The organism is Bradyrhizobium sp. 4 (assembly GCF_023100905.1).
Lineage (GTDB): Bacteria > Pseudomonadota > Alphaproteobacteria > Rhizobiales > Xanthobacteraceae > Bradyrhizobium.
Map to the genome: position 1 here is coordinate 7,603,654 of NZ_CP064686.1, position 20,743 is coordinate 7,624,396.

A 20,743-nucleotide genomic window follows, 5' to 3' on the forward strand; every position below is an offset into this window, starting at 1 on the left:
GTGCGTTCGGTGCAAATCCCGAATGCGCAGACTTCGCCAAACTGCTCCCTGGGGTAATGGGTCCTGGCTTTCGCCAGGACGACGACCAATGGCGGGCGCTTCGGTTTCTTCCATCCGGCTTGCAAGAATCCTGTTGCGCTAGCCTCGCAGTCGTCTACCTCTCGGAGGGAAATATTCACGAGCGAGTGTTACGGCGCGACAGATCCAGCAATTGGCTTCACTCCGTCGGCCGGGCTCACTCCGGCCCTCAAGCGTGCGCTGACTGATATATTGGGCGGGAGCGCCGCCAGCGTCCTGACCGTCACATTCGGACTGTCCTACTCGCTGCTGATCTTCGCGGGGCCGTTGTCGCCCTATCTGTCCTACGGCATCACGGCCACTTTCGTCAGCTCTGCGGTGCTTGCGGCCGTCGTCGGGCTCGGCAGCTCCCTGCCCTTCGCGATTGCAGCCCCTGACAGCTCGACCGCCGCGGTGACGGGTATCCTGGCAGCCTCGGTGGTCGAACGCATCGAGACGGCGCACCTGTCGGCGCCGTTGCTGTCACCAATCCTGATCACGCTCGGCCTGTCGACGATGCTGACGGGATTGGTGCTGTGTGGGCTGGGCCTGACGCGGCTTGGCCGCGCCATCCGCTACGTGCCTTATCCGGTGGTCGGCGGCTTCCTGGGCGCAACCGGACTTCTCATCGTCATGGGTGCGGTCCGGGTGATCACCGACCACCCGCTGCAACTGGCGACACTGTCGCACTTCGCCAACCGCACCATCCTGCTGGAGCTGGGTGCCGCCTGCGCGATGGCGCTGGTGCTGTATCTCACCTGGCACCGCTCGCGCAGCCCGTTCGGACTGCCGATCATCCTGGTCGGCGGCGTGCTCACCGCGCATCTGGCGTTCTGGATCACCGGCGTCTCCTCCGATGAGGCGCACACATTGGGCTGGACCTTTCAGTCCCCACCGCAAGCGGTCTTCGTGCTGCCCTGGCACACCGACGATCTCGCCCGCTATCCCTGGTTTGCCATACCGGACCTGCTCGGCAACCTCGTCGCGGTCATCTTCGTCACCGCCTCCAGCACGCTGTTCAACACCACCGGCATCGAGGTGGCCACGCATCGCGAAGCCAACCTGGAGTGTGAGCTGAACGTCACCGGCGCCGCCAATATCCTGACCGGCATGCTGGGCGGCTACCCCGGCTGCAGCTCGACCAGCCGTTCGATGCTTAATTTCTCCAGCGGCGGCCGCGGGCGCCTGTCCGGCCTCACGGCCGCAGCGCTGTCGCTGCTGGTGCTCGCCGTCGCACCCGAGCTGCTCGGCTTCATCCCCAAATTCGTGCTCGGCGGCCTGTTGCTCTATCTCGGCGCCGACCAGTTGCACAAATGGATCATCGAGTCGCGCAAGCGGCTGTCGAAGCTGGAATATCTCTCGCTGATCGCCATCATCGCGATCATCGTCGCCTGGGGTTTCGTGCCGGGCATCCTGATCGGCGTCATCATCGGCTGCACGACCTTTGCGTTCAGCGCCGCGCGGGTCGAGTCGATCAAATACAGTTTCGACGGCTCGGAGTACCGCTCCTCGCTCGATCGCTCGCGCGACGACCAGGAGGTGCTGCTGGCCCATGGCGGCAAGATCCGCGGCCTCAATCTCCAGAGCTATCTGTTCTTCGGCTCCGCCAACCGGCTCTATCAGCACGTCAAGCAGCTGCTGCAGGAACGCCCCGAATGCCGCTATCTGCTGTTCGACTTCAAGCTCGTCACTGGCGTCGATTCATCGGCCGCCTATAGCTTTGCCCAGATCAAGCGCAGCGCCGGCGAACTCGGCGTCGAGCTGATCCTGGTGCATCTGTCGGCCACAGCCGAGAAGGTGCTGCGCTCCAGCGACTTCGTCGGCGAGGGCGTCACCATCATCCCCGAGCTCGATCGCGCGCTGGAATGGTGCGAGAACGAGCTCATCTCGCAGCATCAGGAGCTGGCGCAGGAAGAAGCCAGCCTGCGCGACTGGTTCACGCGCATGCTCGGCAGCGAGGACGGCGCCGACGAGCTGATCCGCCGCTGCCAGCGCATCGAGGTCGAAGCCGGCGAGGTCATCGTGCAAGCCGGCGACCCCGCCGATTCCATGCATTTCATCCTCGACGGCCGCGTCGGCATCATGATCCCGGCCGACGACGACCGCAGCACGCGCGTGCGCAGCCTCGGCCGTTACACCACGATCGGCGAGATGGGGCTGGTATCACAGACACCGCGCAGCGCCACCATCCAGGCCGAGGTCGACAGCGTGCTCTACGTGCTGAACACGCACCAATTCGACGCCATCAAGACCGAGGATCCCGCACTCAGCCACAAGCTGCTGACCTATTTCGTGTCTGTGATGGCGGAGCGGCTGACCTTTGCGAACCGCACGATCGCGGTGTTGCGACGTTGATTGGCGCGTAGCTTCGTCATTGCGAGGAGCTATTGCGACGAAGCAATCCAGACTGTCTCGGTGGAAAGATTCTGGATTGCTTCGCTTCGCTCGCAATGACGTGGAGGAATGACGGCGACCTAAACCCCCGCCATCATCACGTATTTGATCTCGACATATTCTTCCATGCCGTGATGCGAGCCTTCGCGGCCGAGGCCGCTCTCCTTGACGCCGCCGAAGGGTGCGACTTCGGTGGTGATCAGGCCGGTGTTGACGCCGACCATGCCCGACTCCAGCGCCTCGGCGACACGCCAGACGCGGCCGAGATCGCGGGAGTAGAAGTACGACGCCAAACCGAACGGCGAAGCGTTGCACATCGCGATGACGTCGGCCTCGTCCTTGAAGCGGATCACCGGTGCGAGCGGGCCGAAGGTTTCCTCCTGCGCCACCAGTGAGTCCGGCTTGACGTCGGCAAGCACCGTCGGCTCGAAGAACGAGCGCCCGAGCTCGCTGCGCTTGCCGCCGGTGACGACCTTGGCACCCCGCTTGACGGCGTCCGCAATGTGGCGCTCGACCTTGTCGACCGCTTTCAAATTGATCAACGGGCCCTGCGTGACGCCGGTTTCCGTGCCGTCGCCGATCTTCATCGCCGCGACCTTCTTCGACAGCTTCTGCACGAACTCGTCGTAGATCTTGTCCTGGGCATAGATGCGGTTGGCGCAGACGCAGGTCTGGCCCATGTTGCGGTATTTCGAGACGATCGCGCCTTCGACCGCCGCATCGATATCGGCGTCGTCGAACACCACGAACGGCGCGTTGCCGCCGAGCTCGAGCCCGAGCCGCTTCACTCCGACGGAGGCCTGTCGGTAGAGAATCTTGCCGACCGCGGTCGAGCCGGTGAAGCCGACGAAACGCACGGCCGGATGCTCGCACAGCACCTTGCCGATCGGCGCTGCATCGCCGGTGATGATGTTGAACACGCCCTTGGGCACGCCGGCCTTCTCCGCGAGCGCGGCCAGCGCCAGCGCCGACAGCGGCGTTTCATTGGCGGGCTTCAGCACCACGGTGCACCCGGCCGCAAGCGCCGGCGAAACCTTTCGCGTGATCATCGAGTTCGGGAAATTCCACGGCGTGATCGCGCCGCAGACCCCGATCGGCTGCTTGATCGCGAGCAAGCGCGCATCCGGCCGCTGCGTCGGAATCGTCTCGCCATAGACGCGGCGGGCCTCCTCGGCGAAAAATTCGACATAGGCGCCGCCGATGTCGACTTCGCCGAGGGCTTCGGCGAGCGGCTTGCCTTGCTCGGAGGTGAGGATCAGCGCGAGGTCCTCGCGGTTGGCGATGATCAGCTCGAACCATTTGCGCAAGATATTGGAGCGCTGCTTGGCGGTGTGCTTGGCCCAGCCCGGAAAGGCGCGCTCGGCGGCCTCGACCGCCCTGGTGGCGTCATCGGCCGAAAGCTGCGGAACCTTTGCGAGCTCGACGCCGGTCGCGGGATTGTTGACGGCGAAGACCGGCGCGCCGACCCAGGCGCCATCGATGTAGCAAGCCTCCTTCAGAAGCGACGGGTCCTTCAACCGGTCGCGCAGATTGGACGTGGCGTGCTGAGCACGTGCGGCGGCGGTCGGGGTCATGGCGTTGCTCCTGCGGGGCTTTTGCGGGCTGTTCCGGTTCGGCCGGAATATAGGGAGAAGCGGCGCGCAATGCACCGTCCCGCAACGCACATCTGCTGGGAGCCAGGCTCGGAGCGGCGGACTTACGCCGCGCCGCTCAGATAGGTCTCGCGCCGCCCGATCATGCGCTCGGCGGCGGCCTTGGCGTCGGCCTTCGAGGAGGTCGCGCAGGTCCGATATTCGAGATCAGGGACGTCGGACGCGTTGCGGCGGCCGAACCAGGACTTTGAACCGACCGGCAGTAGCGCCAGCGCCTGCGCCAGATTGTCGACCGCGCCAAATGAATAGAGCGCGCCGGTGCCGGCGATGCGAACCTCATAGATGCCGGGCGAGATCGGCGCCTCGAGATTCTCGCCCCGTCCGGGACGGGGATAGCGCTTCCATTCGCTCCAGGTCGAAATCATCTGAGGTCCCCCTCGCGGCCGGTGGGCGGCCGCTAAATTTGCATCAAGTCTTAACGTTGGCCGTCGCTCGGCCGAGAGCTGAACGCCGCAGCTCACAAAATGTTTCAAGTGCGTCAAAACAGTCGAAACATAGCGCCAGCAGCCATCCACGGTCACAGCTGGTTGCGGCCATCCACCGCAGATTGTGACGGGGTATTGCAGTTCAGCGCCTTGTCGTCGTGCGCGGGGAGCCGACCGTCAAGTCACGACATCGCGACCGCGGCAGGTACGCGGATGCGCTTGCCGCGCGGCGCACGCGGGAGGACAATCGATCGCTTCCAACAATAATCAAACCGGAGGAAACGCGGATGCAAGGCAAAGCTGAGATCGACCAGATTCTGCGCCAGAAGAGCGAGGCCGGGGAAATTCCCGGCGTCGTCGCCATCGCCGCCAGCGGTACCGACGTGCTGTATCAGGGCGCGTTCGGCAAACGCGACCTGTCCAAGCCGGATGCGATGACCGCCGACAGCGTGTTCTGGATCGCATCGATGACGAAGGCGGTGACATCAGCGGGCGCGATGCAGCTCGTCGAGCAGGGCAAGCTGTCGCTGGATGCACCGATCGGCGAGGTGTTGCCCGATCTCGCCAAGCCGCAGGTGCTCGAAGGCTTTGACGCCAAGGGCGAAGCCAAGCTGCGGCCGGCCAAGGGGCCGATCACGCTGCGCCAGCTCATGACCCACACGGCAGGCTTCTGCTACAACATGTGGAACGGCGATCTCGCGGTCTATCTGGACAAGAACGGCATCCCCGCCATCACCACCTGCCAGAACGCGGCATTGAAGACGCCTATCATGACCGACCCCGGCACGCGCTGGGAATACGGCACCAATATCGATTTCGTCGGCAAGGCCGTGGAAGCCGCCAGCGGCAAGCGCCTCGATGCCTATCTGCGCGACAATCTGTTCGCACCGCTTGGCATGAGCGACACTGCCTTCAAGATCACCGACGACATGCGCAAGCGCCTGGTCGGCATGCATGCGCGCGGCGAGGACGGCAAGCTCGCCGCGATCCCGTTCGAGCTCGAGCAGGAGCCGGAATTCCACATGGGTGGGGGCGGCCTTTATTCGACCGCGGCCGACTATATCAGGTTTACCCAGATGATCCTGAACAAGGGCCGCGGCAACGGCAATCAGGTGCTGAAGGCCGAGACCATCGCGACGATGGGGCAGAACCACATCGGCGACCTCGCCATGGGCAAGATGACCACGGCGGCGCCGATGTACACCAATGACGTCGATCTCTATCCGGAGCAGGTGAAGAAGTGGGGCCTCAGCTTCATGATCAACACCGCGAAGACCGCCGAGGGCCGCAGCGCGGGCAGCCTCGCCTGGGCGGGCCTCGCCAACACCTACTACTGGATCGACCCGGCGCGCGACGTCACCGGCGTGATCCTGATGCAGCTGCTGCCGTTCGCCGACGCAAAGTGTCTCGAGGCTTTTGCCGGCTTCGAGCGCGGCGTCTATGCCGGGCTCGATGCCGGCAGTGGGCAGAAGGCGGCGTGAGGCACGCCTGACTCTCACAACGCGTCACGGCCGGGGTTATTGTTCCGGCCGTCCACGCACCTGGCTGGAGGACACGATCTTGGCAGACAAAGCCGACAGTTACGTTTGCGGCGTCTCCGACACGCCGCTGCTCGGCGACACCATCGGGCGCAGCCTCGATCAGGCCGCGCGACGCTGGGGCGATCGCGAGGCGCTGGTCTCGCCCAGCCACGGCGTGAGATGGACATGGAAGGAGTTTGCCGAGCGGGTCGACGCGCTCGCCGCCGGCTTTGTCGCGCTCGGCCTCGAACGCGGCGAACGGATCGGCATCTGGTCGCTGAACCGGCCGGAATGGACGCTGACCCAATTCGCCGCCGCCAAGGCCGGCCTCATCCTGGTGACGATCAATCCCGCCTACCGGCTGAGCGAGCTGGAATTCGCGCTTCACAAGGTCGGATGCAGCGCCATCGTCACCGCGACGGCGTTCAAGAGCAGCAACTACATGGACATGCTCAACACGCTGTTGCCGGAGCTTGCGATCGCCAAGCCCGGGCAATTGCGCGCCGCGCGGCTGCCGGCCTTGCGCATCGTAATCCAGATCGGCGGCCCCGCCTGCCCGGGCACGATCCCGTTCGACGAGGTCGCCGGCATGGGCGGACCCCTGCATCGCGAGCAGCTCGCCGCGCTCGGCGCCTCGCTGCAATTCGACGATGCCGTCAACATCCAGTTCACCAGCGGAACGACGGGATCGCCCAAGGGCGTGACGCTGACCCATCACAACATTCTCAACAACGGCTATTTCGTCGGCCGCGCCATGCGCCTGACCGAACAGGACCGCATCTGCATTCCGGTGCCGCTCTATCATTGCTTCGGCATGGTCATGGGCAACCTCGCCTCCGTCACGCTCGGCGCAACGATGGTCTATCCCGGCGAGGGGTTTGATCCGCTGGCGACGCTACGGACGATCGAGCAGGAAAAATGCACCGCGCTGTACGGTGTGCCGACGATGTTCATCGCCGAACTCGACCACGGCGAATTCTCAAAGTTCGATCTGACATCGCTGCGCACCGGCATCATGGCCGGCGCACCCTGCCCGATCGAGGTGATGAAGCGCGTCAATAGCGAGATGAACATGGGCGAGGTCACGATCGCCTATGGCATGACCGAGACGAGCCCGGTCAGCTTCCAGAGCGCCGTCGACGATCCGCTCGATCGCCGCGTCTCGACGGTCGGACGAATCCATCCGCATGTCGAGGTCAAGGTCGTCGATCTCGACGGCAAGATCGTCAAGCGCGGCGAACGGGGCGAGCTCTGCACCCGCGGCTACAGCGTGATGCTGGGCTATTGGGAGGAAACGGAGAAGACCGCCGATGTGCTCGACGCCAACGGCTGGATGCATACCGGCGACATCGCCGTCATCGACGACCAGGGTTATTGCAACATCGTCGGCCGCATCAAGGACATGGTGATCCGCGGCGGCGAGAACCTCTATCCCCGCGAGATCGAGGAATTTCTGTACCGCCATCCCAAGATCCAGGACGTGCAGATCTTTGGCGTTGCCGATACCCGCTACGGCGAGGAACTCTGCGCCTGGATCCGCGTCAGGTCCGGCGAGACGCTGACGATGGAAGAGGTGCGCGCGTTCTGCGACGGCCAGATCGCCCACAACAAGATCCCGCGTTATGTGGAATTCGTCGACGAGTTTCCGATGACCGTGACCGGAAAGATCCAGAAATTCCTGATGCGCGACCAGGTGGAGCAACGGCTTGGGCTGAAGGCCGCGAAGACTGCGTAGGTTGCCTGTCATTCCCCGCGAAGGCGGGGAATCCAGTACGCCGCGGCTTCTCCGTAGCCCACTGACGGCTCTGGAATACTGGGTCACCCGGTCAAGCCGGGTGACGACAGCGGAGAGTGCCGCTCGCAATGACGGGGAGAGAGACGAGCGTTACAGTGTCAGGCCGCGCTGCCCTGCGAGTTCCTTCAGCGACACCTGCGGACGCGCGCCGATGTGCTGGATCACTTCGGCGGCTGCGAGCGCGCCGAGCTCGCCGCACTGCTTGTGGGGCAGGTTACGCGCCAGGCCGAACAGGAAACCGGCGGCGAAGAGGTCGCCGGCGCCGGTGGTGTCCACGAGTTTCGCGATCGGAGACGCCGGCGCTGCGACTGCATCAGTTGGCGTCACCACCACGCAGCCCTTTTCGCTGCGGGTGACCACGCCGAGATTGACGTCGTTGCGCAACTGCTTGAGCGCGGTGTCGAAATCGGAGGTCTGGTAGAGCGAATGCAGCTCGGACTCGTTGGCGAACACGATATCGACGGTGCCGTTGCGCATCAGCCCCAGGAACTCGTCGCGATAACGATCGACGCAGAAGGAATCCGACAATGTCAGCGCCACCTTGCGCTTGGCATCATGGGCGATCTTGGCCGCCTTGACGAAGGCGTCCTTGGCGTTCTTGGGATCCCAGAGATAGCCCTCGAGGTAGACGATGCCGGCCGCGGCGATCTCGGCCGGGTCGATGTCGGCGGGCGACAGGTCCTGCGCGGCGCCGAGATAGGTGTTCATGGTGCGCTCGCCGTCATCGGTCACCAGGATGTAGGAGCAGCCGGTCGCAGGGCCGTCCTTCGCCGCAGGCGTGTTGAAAGCGACGCCGGCCGCGCGGATGTCGTGGACGTAGAGCTTTCCGATCTGGTCGTCCTTGACCTTGCCAACATAGGCGGCGCGCGCCCCGAGACTGCCGATGCCGACGATGGTGTTGGCAGCCGAACCGCCGGAAACTTCCGTCGCCGGACCCATGTCCTTGTAGATGGCGGCGGCCCGTGCCTCGTCGATCAGGGACATGCTGCCCTTGGTCATGCCGTGCTTGCCCAGAAAGGCTTCGTCGGTCTTGACCAACACGTCGAACAGCGCGTTGCCGATGCCGAGAACGTCATATTTCACGTCAGCCATTCACCTTGATCCTGTTTGGCGGATTGCGATACCCGCGGAAATCCGCTTCCTGTCGGTCTGAAATCTGGTTCGCGGCCTATCACGACCGGCCCTTCGCGGGCAAGCAACGGTATTATGCAGTTCCGATGATCCGCTCCTTCCTGACCGTCTCGACGGGGACACTGGCTTCACGGCTGCTGGGCTTTGCACGCGATTCCCTGATCGCGGCGCTGCTCGGCACCGGCGTCGTGGCGGACGCGTTTCTGGCGGCATTTCAGCTCGTCAATGTGGTGCGGCGCCTGCTCAGCGAGGGCGCCCTGAATGCAGCGTTGATCCCAGCCTGGCTGCGCGTTCGTGACAGCAAAGGCGAGGCGGCTGCGGCGGCGTTCGCGGGACGCGTGCTGGGTACGGTCAGCGCGGGCCTGATCGCAATCTCGATCGCGATTGCACTTTTGATGCCGCTGACCATCATGATCATCGCGCCGGGCTTCGTCGGCGGCGCATCGCTCGATCTCGCTGTCCAGAATGCGCGGCTGATGCTGCCTTATCTCGCCTTCGCGGGACCCGTCACGGTGCTGATGGGCCTGCTCAACGCGCAGGGGCGCTTTGCACTCACCGCCTTCTCGCCGCTGCTGTTCAACATCGCCCTGATCGCCGCGATCGCGGCACTCCTGCTGGGGCATGCCGATGCAACCTTCGCCGCGTGGATGCTGGCGGCCACCGTCGGCATCGCCGGCCTGTTGCAGCTCCTGATGCTGCTGTCGCAGCGAAGCGCGCGTCTGGCGACCCCGCTGCGCGTGAGCTTCGACAAGGACATGCGCGGCTTCTTCGCCAAGGCGATCCCGGGCATGATCGCGAGCTCCGGCCCGCAATGGCTGATGGTTGCCGGCGCGATCATCGCCTCCGCCACGCCTGCCGCGGTCTCCTGGCTCTATTTCGCCAACCGCCTGATCGAGCTGCCGCTTGGTATTGTCGGCGTCGCCATTGGTACGGTGCTGGTGCCGGAGCTGACGCGCGCGGTGAGGAGCGGTGACCGCGACGCGGTTGCCTATGCGGAATCGCGCGCGCTGGAACTCGCCACCGGGCTGGCGCTGCCGGCGACGCTCGGCCTGATCGTGCTGGCCGAGCCGATCGTGCGGCTGCTGTTTGAACACGGCGCCTTTGGCGCGGAGGACAGCGCGGCCACGGCGCATGCACTGGTGTGGCTGGTGCTGGGACTGCCGGCGCATGTGCTGATCAAGGCGCTGTCCCCGGCCTATTTTGCCCGCAGCGACACGATGACGCCGCTGCTGGCGACCGCGAAAGGGTTCGTGGTCGCGGTCGCGCTCGCGATCCTGCTCGGTCACTTCTTCGGCGCGAGCGGGATCGCCGCCAGCATTGCCGCCGGCGCCTGGAGCAGTGCGATTTCGTTGCTCCGGAAAGGCACGCGTGAATTCGGCTTCTCGGTCGATGCCAGCGCCCGCAACCGGCTGCCGCGCATCGTGCTCGCCGCGCTCGCCATGGGCGGCCTGCTGTGGCTGACCGCGGGTCTCTTGCCTGCACAGGCCCATGGGTTCATCCGCTTCATTGCGCTGGGCTCACAGATCGCCGCCGGAATCATCGTCTATGGCTTGCTCCTGCAAATCCTCGGCGTCGCGTCCTGGCGCGAGGCCGCCGGTGCCTTGAAGCGCCCCGCCCAGCCCGATCCTGACGCCTGAGGTCAGCGAAATTCCCTTGACGGGGCAGCGCCGCTGTTGGAAACGACGCCCCGTATCTTGCAGGGAAGCTGCCATGCCATTCGTTGAACGGGTTTTTTCGGGCGTCCAGCCGACGGGCAATCTGCACCTCGGCAATTATCTCGGCGCGATCGTCAACTTCGTGAAGATGCAGGAAACCCACAACTGCATCTATTGCGTCGTCGACATGCACGCGATTACGCAGGGCGTGGACGTCTGGGGTGGACCGGTCGAGCTCGCGCGCAATACCCGCGAGGTGACCGCGGCGTTCATCGCCAGCGGCATCGATCCGAGCAAGCACATCGTGTTCAACCAGAGCCAGGTCTCGGGCCACGCCGAGCTCGCCTGGATCTTCAACTGCGTCGCGCGCATGGGCTGGCTTGGTCGCATGACCCAGTTCAAGGAGAAGGCCGGCAAGGACCGCGAGAACGCGTCCGTCGGTCTGTTCGACTATCCCGTGCTGATGGCGGCCGACATTCTGCTCTACCGCGCCACCCACGTGCCGGTCGGCGAGGACCAGAAGCAGCATCTCGAGCTGTCGCGCGACATTGCGCAGAAGTTCAACAATGACTTCGGCGACTCGATCCGCAACCTCGGCGCCAATGACGGCCTGTTCTTCCCGCTCCCGGAACCCTTGATCACGGGCCCGGCGACGCGCGTGATGAGCTTGCGCGACGGCACCAAGAAGATGTCGAAGTCGGACGCGTCGGATAATTCGCGCATCAATCTGACCGACGACGCCGACACCATCGCGCAGAAGGTGCGCAAGGCCAAGACCGACCCGGAGCCGCTGCCGACCGAAGAGAAGGGTCTGGAAGCGCGCCCCGAGGCCGACAATCTCGTCGGCATCTTCGCCGCGCTCTCCGGCCGCTCCAAGGCTGACGTGCTCAGGGATTTCGGCGGCGGCCAGTTCTCCAGCTTCAAGAACGCGCTGGTGGATTTGTGCGTCACCAAACTCGCGCCGATCGCCGGCGAGATGAAGCGCCTCGTCGCCGACCCCGGCCATATCGACACGATCCTGAACGACGGCGCCGACCGCGCGCGTGCGATCGCCGACGAGACCATGAAGCTCTCGAAGGACATCGTCGGCTTCATTCGCCGGCGCTGAGGCGCGTTCGCGAAACCGCGGCCGACGCCACGGCGCCGGCCGCTTCTGCTCTCCCCAAGCGAGACGGAGTGTGGCAGCATGTCAGCCGTGCACATTCCGGGACATGCATGACCAGCAAGCGACTTTGCTTCGAGCCGGGTCACAAGCCCAAATGCCTCGTCATCGTCGACGACACCGCCGAATGGGATCGCGCGGTCTATTACGCCAGCCGCTGGGCGATCCGGGCCGGCGGCGGCGTGGTGATGCTCCGCATCATCGAGCCCGAACAGCAGAGCCAGGAATGGCTGGGGGTCGCCGACATCATGCGCGCCGAGGCGCAGGAGGCGGCAGAAGCCGCGCTCGACCGTGCCGCCGGCCGCGCCAACGGCATCGCCGCGATCACGCCGGAACGGGTGATCCGCGAGGGCACCGCAATGGAACAGCTGCTGGCGGTGATCGACGAGGACCCCGACATCGCCATGCTGGTGCTCGCCGCGAATCCTGGCGCGGAAGGCCCGGGGCCATTGGTCAACCTGCTCGCGCACGCGCTGGGCACGTTCCCGGTGCCGGTGACGGTCATTTCCGGCGCGCTGAGCGACCAGAGCGTGGATTCGCTGTCCTAGACTGCTGCTCTTTCGCCTCGCCTCGTTGGCCGGGAGAGGGAGAAGCGGGCGCCCTAACCCGCTGATATAACAGATGAACGGCCAGCTTACCCCTTGACCGTGCGTTCGCCGTCGCCATCTGCTAGTGGATAGAGCACGCGCCGGCCTTGAACCGGCGACGTCTGGAGAAAACCATGTTCATTCAAACCGAAGCCACCCCCAATCCCGCCACGCTGAAGTTCATTCCCGGCCGCGTCGTGGTCGACGGCGGACCGATGGAATTTGCGAGCCGCGAATCGGCCGCACGCTCGCCGCTTGCCGAAAAGCTGTTCGAGGTCCCCGGCGTCACCGGCGTGTTCTACGGATCGGACTTCATCACCGTGACCAAGGCGAACGGTGAGTGGCAGCAGCTCAAGCCCGCGATCCTCGGCGCCATCATGGAGCACTACATGTCCGGCGCGCCGCTGCTCGCCGACGGTGCCGCCGCGAGCGATTCCGATCTCGACGACGAGGACGAATTCTTCGACGAGGCCGATGCCGAGACGGTCGACATGATCAAGGATCTGATCGAGACCCGCGTGCGCCCGGCGGTCGCCAATGACGGCGGCGACATCACCTTCCGCGGCTTCAAGGACGGTATCGTCTATCTCAACATGAAGGGCTCCTGCGCCGGCTGCCCGTCGTCGACCGCGACGCTCCAGCACGGCATCCAGAACCTGCTCAAGCACTTCGTCCCCGACGTGGTCGAAGTCCGGCCGATGTGACGCTGTCGCAAGGTGGGCAAAGGCGCATTTGCGCCGTGCCCACCACCGCGAACCGCAGCATAAGTGGTGAGCACGCTACGCTTCGCCCGCCTTACGAAATTTCTCTACGCAGCCTGAGCGATGCTCGCGGCCTCTTCCGCCGCCTTGCGCATGCTTGCCGACATTTCTTCGGTGACCGTGCTCTGCTCCTCGACCGCCGCAGCCGTTGACGACACATACTCGCTGACGCCCTGGATCGCACTCTTGATCGAGTCCAACGCGGCGACGACATCGACCGAGATGCCGTTGAGATTGCCGATCTCCTGTTCGATCCGATCCGCCGCCTGCTTGGCCTGATTGGCGAGATTTTTCACCTCGGATGCAACCACCGCAAAGCCGCGACCGGCTTCGCCGGCGCGCGCGGATTCGATGGTGGCGTTGAGCGCAAGCAGATTGATCTGGCCGGTGATGTTGCCGATGAGTTGTACGATCGTGCTCATCGATTCCGCCGCCCGGGTCAGCCGTTGCGCCTGTTGGTCCGCGGCCTCGACCCGGTCGACCGCGGTCGATGCGGTCTCGCGGGAGCGGGTCATGGCTTCCGCGATCTCGCGCACCGATGCATTCAGTTCCTCGGCTCCGGCGGCGACCGATTCCATCATGCTGCGCACCTTTTCGCTGCGCTTGCGCGCGTTCACCTGCGCGGTGGTATCGGAGGCGTATTTCACGACCTTGAACGGGTTGCCATTGAGATCGCGGATCGGATTGTAGGAGGCCTGGATCCAGACCTGCCGCCCGGCCTTGCCGACACGCTGGTATTCACCCGTCTGGAATTCGCCGGCGTTCAACCTGGTCCAGAAGGCGCGATAGGCTTCGCTGTCATGTTCATCCTGCGGCATGAACAGGCTGTGGTGCCGGCCGACGATCTCAGGGAGCGTATAGCCGAGCGCACCGAGGAAATTCTCGTTGGCGGTCAGCACCTTTCCGTCCATGTCGAACTCGATCACCGCCTGCGACTTGCCGATCGCCTCGATCTGTCCGGCGAAGTTCGCGTTCGTGAGCTTCTGCGCACTGATGTCGCTGGCGAACTTCACCACCTTGAACGGCTTGCCGGCCTCATCGAGGATCGGATTGTAGGAGGCGAGAATCCAGACTTCCTTAGCTCCCTTGCCGAACCGCTTGTATTCGGCGGATTGATACTCGCCGCGCGCCAGCTTCGCCCAGAACTCGCGATAGGCTGGGCTGTCGCTCTCGCCGGCGCCCACGAACATGCTGTGATGGCGGCCCTGGATCTCATCGAGCCGATAGCCCACGACGCTCAGGAAGTTCTCATTGGCGGTGATGATCGTGCCGTCGAGATTGAATTCGATTACGGCTTGCGCACGGCCGATCGCGGAAATCTTGCCGGCATCCTCGAGGCTGCGAATCTTGCGCGCGGTGATGTCGGTGGCGAACTTGACGACCTTCACGGGCTTGCCGGCCTCGTCGACGATCGGATTGTAGGATGCCTGAATCCAGATCTCCCGGCCGCCCTTGCCGAGCCGCTTGTATTCGGCGGATTGGTACTCGCCGCGGCCAAGACGCGCCCAGAATTCGCGATAGGCAACGCTGCCTCGCTCTTCCGGCGTGACGAACAGGCTGTGGTGCTTGCCCTGGATCTCGTCGAGCCGATAGCCCATAGCATCCAGAAAATTTTCGTTCGCTGTAAGGATTGTGCCGTCGAGCTTGAACTCGATCACCGCCTGTGACTTGCCGAGCGCGATGACCTGAGCCAAAGCCTCCCTTGCCGAAGAACCGCTTCGCCAAAAAGACATTAATAGACCTTTCCAAATGACCGGAGCGAGCGTGGCTTGATCTGCCAAAAATGCATCGTCCGAGTCGTCGTTGACTCGCTTTTCCGTCCTGGGAAAATGTCAGCCGATCGCTAACGCTTCCTTAAAGTCAAAATATTTCAATGGCTTAGATAGCCTAGAGGTTGCAAATAGATGCATTCGCTTCCAAAATCGGGCACGAAAGATCGACTGCATTCGCGCTTACGTAGAATTACGGGCGGATGGTGCGCTGATCGAGACATGAAACTTGCTCTGGTTCGATCGGGGTCCAACCGACTAAGCTGATTCGATGCTGATCCTTGCCATCGATACCGCGCTGGAAGCGTGCGCGGTCGCCGTTCTCGACACCGATTCCGGCCAGCTCCTCGCACAGGAGCAGCTTCTGATGAAGCGCGGCCACGCCGAAGCGCTGATGCCGATGATCGCGCGCGTGATGCAGTCAGCCAATCTCGCCTTCACCGCGCTGGACCGCGTCGCGGTCACCATGGGCCCCGGAAGTTTCACCGGCCTGCGTGTCGGCATTTCGGCGGCTCGCGGCCTTGCGCTTGCTGCGAAGCGGCCCGCCGTCGGCCTGACCACCTTGTCGGCCTATGCCGCCGCCGTCGTCGGCCAGAGCGGAGCGGCGCCGGTGATCTCGGCGATCGACGCGCGGCATGATCACGTCTACTTCCAGATCGTGGCTGGTGACGGCAGCCAGCTGGTACGGCCAGCCGTCGCTCCCATCGACGAAGCGATCGCGGCGTCGCAATTCGGCGCGCCGCATCTGGTCGGCAATGCCGCGAAGATCCTCGCCGAGCGCTGGCCGAAAGATGTGCCGCAGCCGGTCGCGGTCGACGCGCAGCCCGCGCCTGACATCGGCTGGGTCGCATGGCTTGGCGCCGCGGCCGATCCCGCGACAAATCCGGCGCGGCCGTTCTACCTGCGAGCGCCCGACGCAAAGCCGTCCACACAACTGCCGCTTGCAGCACAAGCCGCAAGCTCATGATGAGATGGTTCTCGGAATGGTGGCGCGGCGATACGGCCGTCGTCGAGCCGGCTGTCGCGCGCGACGTCGCACGGCTCGCGCAACTCCACGGCGCCTCGTTCGCACGCGGTTGGGGCGAAGGCGAGTTCGAGAGCATGCTCAGCGAGCGCAACACGCTGGTGCATCGGTTGCGCCTCGGCCGCAAGACCGTGGGCTTCGCGGTGTCGCGGATCGGCGCGGACGAAGCGGAGATCCTCTCGATCGCGGTCGACCAGGCCCATCGCGGACGCGGCCTCTCTCGCACGTTGCTGATGACCCATCTCGGCCATCTGGCAGGCCGCGGCGTGCGCACAATATTTCTCGAAGTCGAGGAAAATAACCAGCCGGCGCGGCGGCTCTACGACCGAACCGGATTCATGGTGGTCGGACGCCGCGAACGCTACTATAAGCAGCCGAACGGGGAACAATTGAACGCACTTCTGATGCGACGTGACTTGTCGTAACATTGATGGCAGAAAGCGCCCCGTCAGGCGGACATCACATGACTGGTCTTAAACCTTCCCCCGCTTCCAAGGCATCCGGCATCGAGGCGCGCTGTGCCGCCACCGGCATGCGCATGACCGAGCAGCGCCGTGTCATCGCCCGCGTGCTCGCGGAGGCGGTCGATCATCCCGATGTCGAGGAACTGTATCGCCGTTGCGTCGCCGTCGACGACAAGATCTCGATCTCGACCGTGTATCGCACCGTCAAACTGTTCGAGGATGCGGGCATCATCGAGCGCCATGACTTCCGCGAAGGCCGCGCGCGCTACGAGCAGATGCGCGACAGCCATCACGACCACCTCATCAACCTGCGCGACGGCAAGGTGATAGAGTTCACCTCCGAGGAGATCGAGAAGCTCCAGGCGGAGATCGCCCGCAAGCTCGGTTACAAGCTGGTCGATCATCGGCTCGAACTCTATTGCGTCCCGCTCGACGACGACAAACCCACAAGTTAGTGGCCATCGATCTCGTCATCTTCGATTGCGATGGCGTGCTCGTGGACAGCGAGGTGATCTCCTGTCGCGCGCATGCGGATGTGCTGTCGAGGCACGGCTATCCGATCACATCGGAGCAGGTGCTGGTCCGCTTTCTCGGCGTATCCGAGAAAGACGCACGGCGAATGGTCGAACAGGAGATCGGCCGCAACCTTCCCGACGATCTCGAGAGCCAAGTGAATGCGGCGACGCTGCAATTCTATGCCAGCGATTTGCAGCCGATCACCCATGTGGCCGCAGCGATTGGCGCAATCGATTTGCCCAAATGCGTCGCGTCGAGCGGCACGCCGGAGAAGATCCATCATGGCCTGACCTGCGCCGGTCTCTACGATCTGCTTGCTCCGAACATCTTTTCCGCAAGCCAGGTCGCGCGCGGCAAGCCCGCGCCCGATCTTTTTCTGTTCGCCGCCGCGCAGATGAAAGTCGCGCCGGAGCGGTGCCTCGTGATCGAGGACAGCGTCCCCGGGGTGACCGGCGCGCATGCCGCCGGGATGACCGTGCTCGGCTTTCACGGTGGCAGCCATTGCCCGCCGGGCCATGCTGAAAGGCTCCGGGCCGCCGGGGCCGGATTGACGTTCGACGATATGCGGCAATTACCGGAGCTGGTCCGGCGGGTCGCGGCGGACACCATGGCGGGCTGATTCAGGGCACTTTCTCAGGGCACTTGGCGACCGGGGCGCACGTGCGCCCCGAATCCATAGATTTTGGCGGGATTCCAGGCTCCCGCCGGCGGTCGCCCCGGATTGACAGCCCAAAGACCCCCAATCGCTGGATTTCCGCGGCGCCAGCCTATATCTGAGGGCGGTCCTCCCACCTCAATTCCGGGTTCCATGACGCCGCCGCGCAAGCTGCACATCAAATCATATGGCTGCCAGATGAACGTCTACGATGCCCAGCGCATGGTGGACACGCTGGCCCCGGAAGGATTCGTGGAGACGGCCAGCGCTGATGACGCCGATCTCGTCATCCTCAACACCTGTCATATCCGCGAGAAGGCCTCGGAAAAGGTCTATTCGGAGCTCGGCCGCCTGCGCGTCGCCAAGGACGCCGCCGCGCGCGATGGGCGCACCATGCAGATCGCGGTCGCGGGCTGCGTGGCACAGGCCGAGGGCGAGGAGATCGTGCGCCGTGCACCCGCAGTCGATGTCGTCGTCGGTCCGCAGAGCTATCATCATTTGCCGCAGCTGTTGAAGCGCGCCGGCAATGAGGGCCGCGCCCTCGAGACCGAATTCCCGGCTCAGGACAAGTTCGGCTTCCTCGCCCAGCCCAAGCCCGGCACGATCCGCGCCCGCGGCATTTCCGCTTTCGTCACGGTGCAGGAAGGCTGCGACAAGTTCTGCACCTTCTGCGTCGTGCCTTACACGCGTGGCTCGGAAGTCTCGCGGCCGGTGACAAAGATCGTCGACGACGTGAAGCGGCTCACCGAGAACGGCGTGCGCGAGCTCACGCTGATCGGACAGAACGTCAACGCCTATCACGGCGAGGGACCGGACGGAAAAAGCTGGCCGCTCGGCAGGCTGCTGGAGCACCTCGCGGCGCTCCCGGGCGTCGCGCGGCTGCGTTATTCGACCAGCCATCCGCGCGATGTCGATGACAGCTTGATTGCAGCCCATCGCGATCTCGGCGCGCTGATGCCCTTCGTGCACCTGCCGGTGCAGTCGGGCTCGGACCGGATTCTGGCCGCCATGAACCGGAAACATACCGCCGATGATTATCGGCGTGTCGTCGACCGTTTCCGGTCCGCACGCCAAGACATTGCTTTTTCATCAGATTTTATCGTCGGCTTCCCGGGCGAGAGCGAGCAAGATTTTCTCGCCACCCTCGCGCTCGTCACGCAAATCGGCTACGCTGCGGCATATTCGTTCAAATACTCCGCCCGGCCGGGAACGCCGGCCGCGGACATGCAGGAGACGGTGTCCCCTTCCGAGATGGACCAGCGATTGGAGCGGCTCCAGGAACTGATCGACAGCCAGCAATCGGCCTTCAACAAGGCTGCGATTGGCTCAACGGTCGATGTGCTGTTCGAGCGTCCGGCCCGCAAGGACGGCCAGATCGTCGGCCGCACCGCATTCCTCCAGCCCGCGCATGTGATGGCCTCGCCCGACATCATCGGACAAATCCTGCCGGTCCGGATCGACAGCCTTGAACGCTACAGCTTCCTCGGTGAGCTCGCCATGGCGCACGAGCCCGCTTTATCACCCATCGCCACTGGAGCCTGAACCCTTGCCCAAAAGCGCATCGGATTCGTCTTCTTCCATCGCTCCTAGCCGCAAATTTGACCGCGAGATGCAGGTTCCGCCCGAGACCCAGGTCGTCATCGATTTCGATGACAACCGCGCCGCGTCCGCGCTAGTTGGCCCTTATGGCCAGCATTTGGCACAGATCGAACGGCGGCTCGGCGTCGTCGTCGATTCCAAGGGCAACCACATCACCATCGGCGGCTCGCGCGACGGCTGCGATGCCGCGCGCCGGGTGCTGGAGACGCTCTACGCCCAGGCCGTGAAGGGACAGGATCTCGACCAGGGCGAGGTCGAGGGCGCGATCCGTGCCGTGATCGCGCAGGGCTCGCTGTTCGAGTTCGATGCCAAGTCGGCCAAATCCACCTTCGACAGCATCAATCTGCGCAAGCGCCCGGTGCGTGCGCGCACGGCGGCGCAGGATTCCTACATCCGCGCGCTGAAGCGCCACGAGCTGGTGTTCGGCATCGGCCCCGCCGGCACCGGCAAGACCTGGCTCGCGGTCGCGCATGCCGCGCAGCTGTTCGAGCGCAAGGAAGTCGACAAGATCATCCTGTCGCGCCCAGCGGTGGAAGCCGGCGAGCGGCTCGGCTTTTTGCCCGGCGATCTCCGCGAGAAGGTCGATCCTTATCTTCGCCCGATCTACGACGCGCTCTATGACCTGATGGACCCGCGCATTGTCGAGCGCGCGCTGCAGACCGGCGAGATCGAGATCGCGCCACTCGCCTTCATGCGCGGTCGCACGCTCACCAACGCGGCCATCATCCTGGACGAGGCGCAGAACACCACGTCGATGCAGATGAAGATGTTTTTGACCCGCCTTGGCGAAAACAGTCGCATGATCATCACCGGCGATCCCTCGCAGATCGACTTGCCGAACGGCCAGACCTCGGGCCTCGCCGAGGCGACGCGCCTGCTGAGCGGCGTCGAAGGCATTGCGCAAGTTCATTTCAAGGCCGAAGACGTGATCCGCCACGAGCTCGTGGCGCGGATCGTCTCCGCCTACGAAGGGTCGCCGCAGCGGCCGGCCGCCGGTAAATCCTGACGAGGCAGCAACCGGACCATATGGGCGCGGACACGGCGCCCCTTCGTTCGGAACAAGGACAATGTCACACCCCAACCTTCCCATCACCGAGGTCCTCGTCGTCGCCGATTGCTGGCAGCGGGAGCCCGAATCCGAAGCCGTGATCCAGCGCGCCGTGGCGGCCGCCGCCGAGAATGTCGACGAAGACGTTGCGGAGGCGGAAGTGGCGGTAATGCTGACCGATGATGCCGGCATCCGCACCCTGAACAGCAACTGGCGCGGCATCGACAAGCCGACCAACGTGCTGTCGTTTCCCGCGCTGCAGCCGGAAGGCGACTGGAAGCCAGGCGATGCGCCGCGCATGCTCGGCGACATTGCGATCGCCTACGAGACCATGCGGCGTGAGGCGGACGAGGAACAAAAACCGTTCGATCATCATTTGAGCCATCTCGCCGTGCACGGTTTCCTGCATCTGGTCGGCTACGACCACGAAAACGAAGACGACGCCGAGGAAATGGAAGCGCTCGAACGAGAGATCCTGGCTCATCTCGGCATTCCCGACCCCTATGCCGACCGCCCAGGGACGCATTGA

The 20,743-nt window shown here is 64.3% G+C and carries 18 protein-coding genes; 14 read left to right on the top strand and 4 right to left on the bottom strand.

The features are described from left to right. Positions 1-210: 210 nt before the first annotated feature. On the top strand, positions 211-2,412 hold the full coding sequence (locus IVB45_RS36375) for a SulP family inorganic anion transporter (RefSeq protein ID WP_247358104.1): 2,202 nt from the start codon (positions 211-213) through the stop codon (positions 2,410-2,412). A gap of 119 nt (positions 2,413-2,531) precedes the next feature. Here the strand turns inward: IVB45_RS36375 and IVB45_RS36380 are convergent, their stop codons facing one another. Continuing rightward, positions 2,532-4,025 (bottom strand): NAD-dependent succinate-semialdehyde dehydrogenase, encoded by a 1,494-nt coding sequence (locus IVB45_RS36380; protein WP_247357448.1) that lies wholly within the window; start codon positions 4,023-4,025, stop codon positions 2,532-2,534. A gap of 122 nt (positions 4,026-4,147) precedes the next feature. Then, positions 4,148-4,468 (bottom strand): hypothetical protein, encoded by a 321-nt coding sequence (locus IVB45_RS36385; protein ID WP_027566114.1) that lies wholly within the window; start codon positions 4,466-4,468, stop codon positions 4,148-4,150. A 347-nt stretch (positions 4,469-4,815) separates the two neighbouring features. On the opposite strand from IVB45_RS36385, the gene IVB45_RS36390 reads away from it, so the two are divergent. Together IVB45_RS36390 and IVB45_RS36395 are read left to right on the top strand one after the other, a co-directional pair. Next, the gene (locus IVB45_RS36390) at positions 4,816-6,009 is read left to right on the top strand and encodes a serine hydrolase domain-containing protein (RefSeq protein ID WP_247357447.1); all 1,194 of its coding nucleotides are present in this window, start codon (positions 4,816-4,818) and stop codon (positions 6,007-6,009) included. A 79-nt stretch (positions 6,010-6,088) separates the two neighbouring features. Beyond that, entirely contained in the window at positions 6,089-7,783 is a 1,695-nt protein-coding gene (locus tag IVB45_RS36395; protein WP_247357446.1) for an AMP-binding protein, read from the top strand. 150 nt (positions 7,784-7,933) lie between these two features. Here IVB45_RS36395 and IVB45_RS36400 read toward each other — a convergent pair whose 3' ends face one another. Further along, positions 7,934-8,935 (bottom strand): adenosine kinase, encoded by a 1,002-nt coding sequence (locus IVB45_RS36400; protein ID WP_247357445.1) that lies wholly within the window; start codon positions 8,933-8,935, stop codon positions 7,934-7,936. 125 nt (positions 8,936-9,060) lie between these two features. Between IVB45_RS36400 and murJ the strand changes: the two genes are divergently transcribed. The 4 genes from murJ to IVB45_RS36420 all read left to right on the top strand — a co-directional run bounded on the left by murJ (position 9,061) and on the right by IVB45_RS36420 (position 13,082). After that, on the top strand, positions 9,061-10,611 hold the full coding sequence (gene murJ, locus IVB45_RS36405) for a murein biosynthesis integral membrane protein MurJ (protein WP_247357444.1): 1,551 nt from the start codon (positions 9,061-9,063) through the stop codon (positions 10,609-10,611). A 73-nt stretch (positions 10,612-10,684) separates the two neighbouring features. After that, positions 10,685-11,737, top strand: a complete 1,053-nt coding sequence (trpS, locus tag IVB45_RS36410; protein WP_247285135.1) for a tryptophan--tRNA ligase — start codon at positions 10,685-10,687, stop codon at positions 11,735-11,737. Positions 11,738-11,844: 107 nt separating this feature from the next. After that, on the top strand, positions 11,845-12,339 hold the full coding sequence (locus tag IVB45_RS36415; protein WP_247357443.1) for a universal stress protein: 495 nt from the start codon (positions 11,845-11,847) through the stop codon (positions 12,337-12,339). A 173-nt stretch (positions 12,340-12,512) separates the two neighbouring features. Then, on the top strand, positions 12,513-13,082 hold the full coding sequence (locus IVB45_RS36420; RefSeq protein ID WP_247357442.1) for a NifU family protein: 570 nt from the start codon (positions 12,513-12,515) through the stop codon (positions 13,080-13,082). Positions 13,083-13,186: 104 nt separating this feature from the next. Here IVB45_RS36420 and IVB45_RS36425 read toward each other — a convergent pair whose 3' ends face one another. Further along, positions 13,187-14,872: a PAS domain-containing protein gene (locus IVB45_RS36425; RefSeq protein ID WP_247357441.1), complete on the bottom strand. Its 1,686-nt coding sequence runs from the start codon at positions 14,870-14,872 to the stop codon at positions 13,187-13,189. Between the two features lie 307 nt (positions 14,873-15,179). Here IVB45_RS36425 and tsaB point away from each other — a divergent pair, with 307 nt between their 5' ends. The 7 genes from tsaB (at position 15,180) to ybeY (ending at position 20,743) form a co-directional block, all read left to right on the top strand. Continuing rightward, positions 15,180-15,875, top strand: a complete 696-nt coding sequence (gene tsaB, locus IVB45_RS36430) for a tRNA (adenosine(37)-N6)-threonylcarbamoyltransferase complex dimerization subunit type 1 TsaB (RefSeq protein WP_247285131.1) — start codon at positions 15,180-15,182, stop codon at positions 15,873-15,875. Further along, positions 15,872-16,357 carry a ribosomal protein S18-alanine N-acetyltransferase gene (rimI, locus tag IVB45_RS36435; RefSeq protein ID WP_247357440.1) on the top strand — a complete coding sequence of 162 codons (486 nt, stop codon included), beginning with the start codon at positions 15,872-15,874 and terminating at the stop codon, positions 16,355-16,357. The genes tsaB and rimI overlap by 4 nt, the downstream gene beginning before the upstream one ends. Positions 16,358-16,395: 38 nt before the next feature. Further along, positions 16,396-16,851, top strand: a complete 456-nt coding sequence (locus tag IVB45_RS36440) for a Fur family transcriptional regulator (protein WP_007598312.1) — start codon at positions 16,396-16,398, stop codon at positions 16,849-16,851. Beyond that, complete coding sequence (locus tag IVB45_RS36445) at positions 16,851-17,531, top strand: HAD family hydrolase (protein ID WP_247357439.1); 681 nt, start codon at positions 16,851-16,853, stop codon at positions 17,529-17,531. Before IVB45_RS36440 ends, IVB45_RS36445 begins: the two co-directional genes overlap by 1 nt. A gap of 189 nt (positions 17,532-17,720) precedes the next feature. After that, entirely contained in the window at positions 17,721-19,109 is a 1,389-nt protein-coding gene (gene miaB / locus IVB45_RS36450; protein ID WP_247357438.1) for a tRNA (N6-isopentenyl adenosine(37)-C2)-methylthiotransferase MiaB, read from the top strand. Between the two features lie 4 nt (positions 19,110-19,113). Next, entirely contained in the window at positions 19,114-20,172 is a 1,059-nt protein-coding gene (locus IVB45_RS36455; RefSeq protein WP_247357437.1) for a PhoH family protein, read from the top strand. Between the two features lie 61 nt (positions 20,173-20,233). Continuing rightward, positions 20,234-20,743 (top strand): rRNA maturation RNase YbeY, encoded by a 510-nt coding sequence (gene ybeY, locus IVB45_RS36460; RefSeq protein ID WP_018455806.1) that lies wholly within the window; start codon positions 20,234-20,236, stop codon positions 20,741-20,743.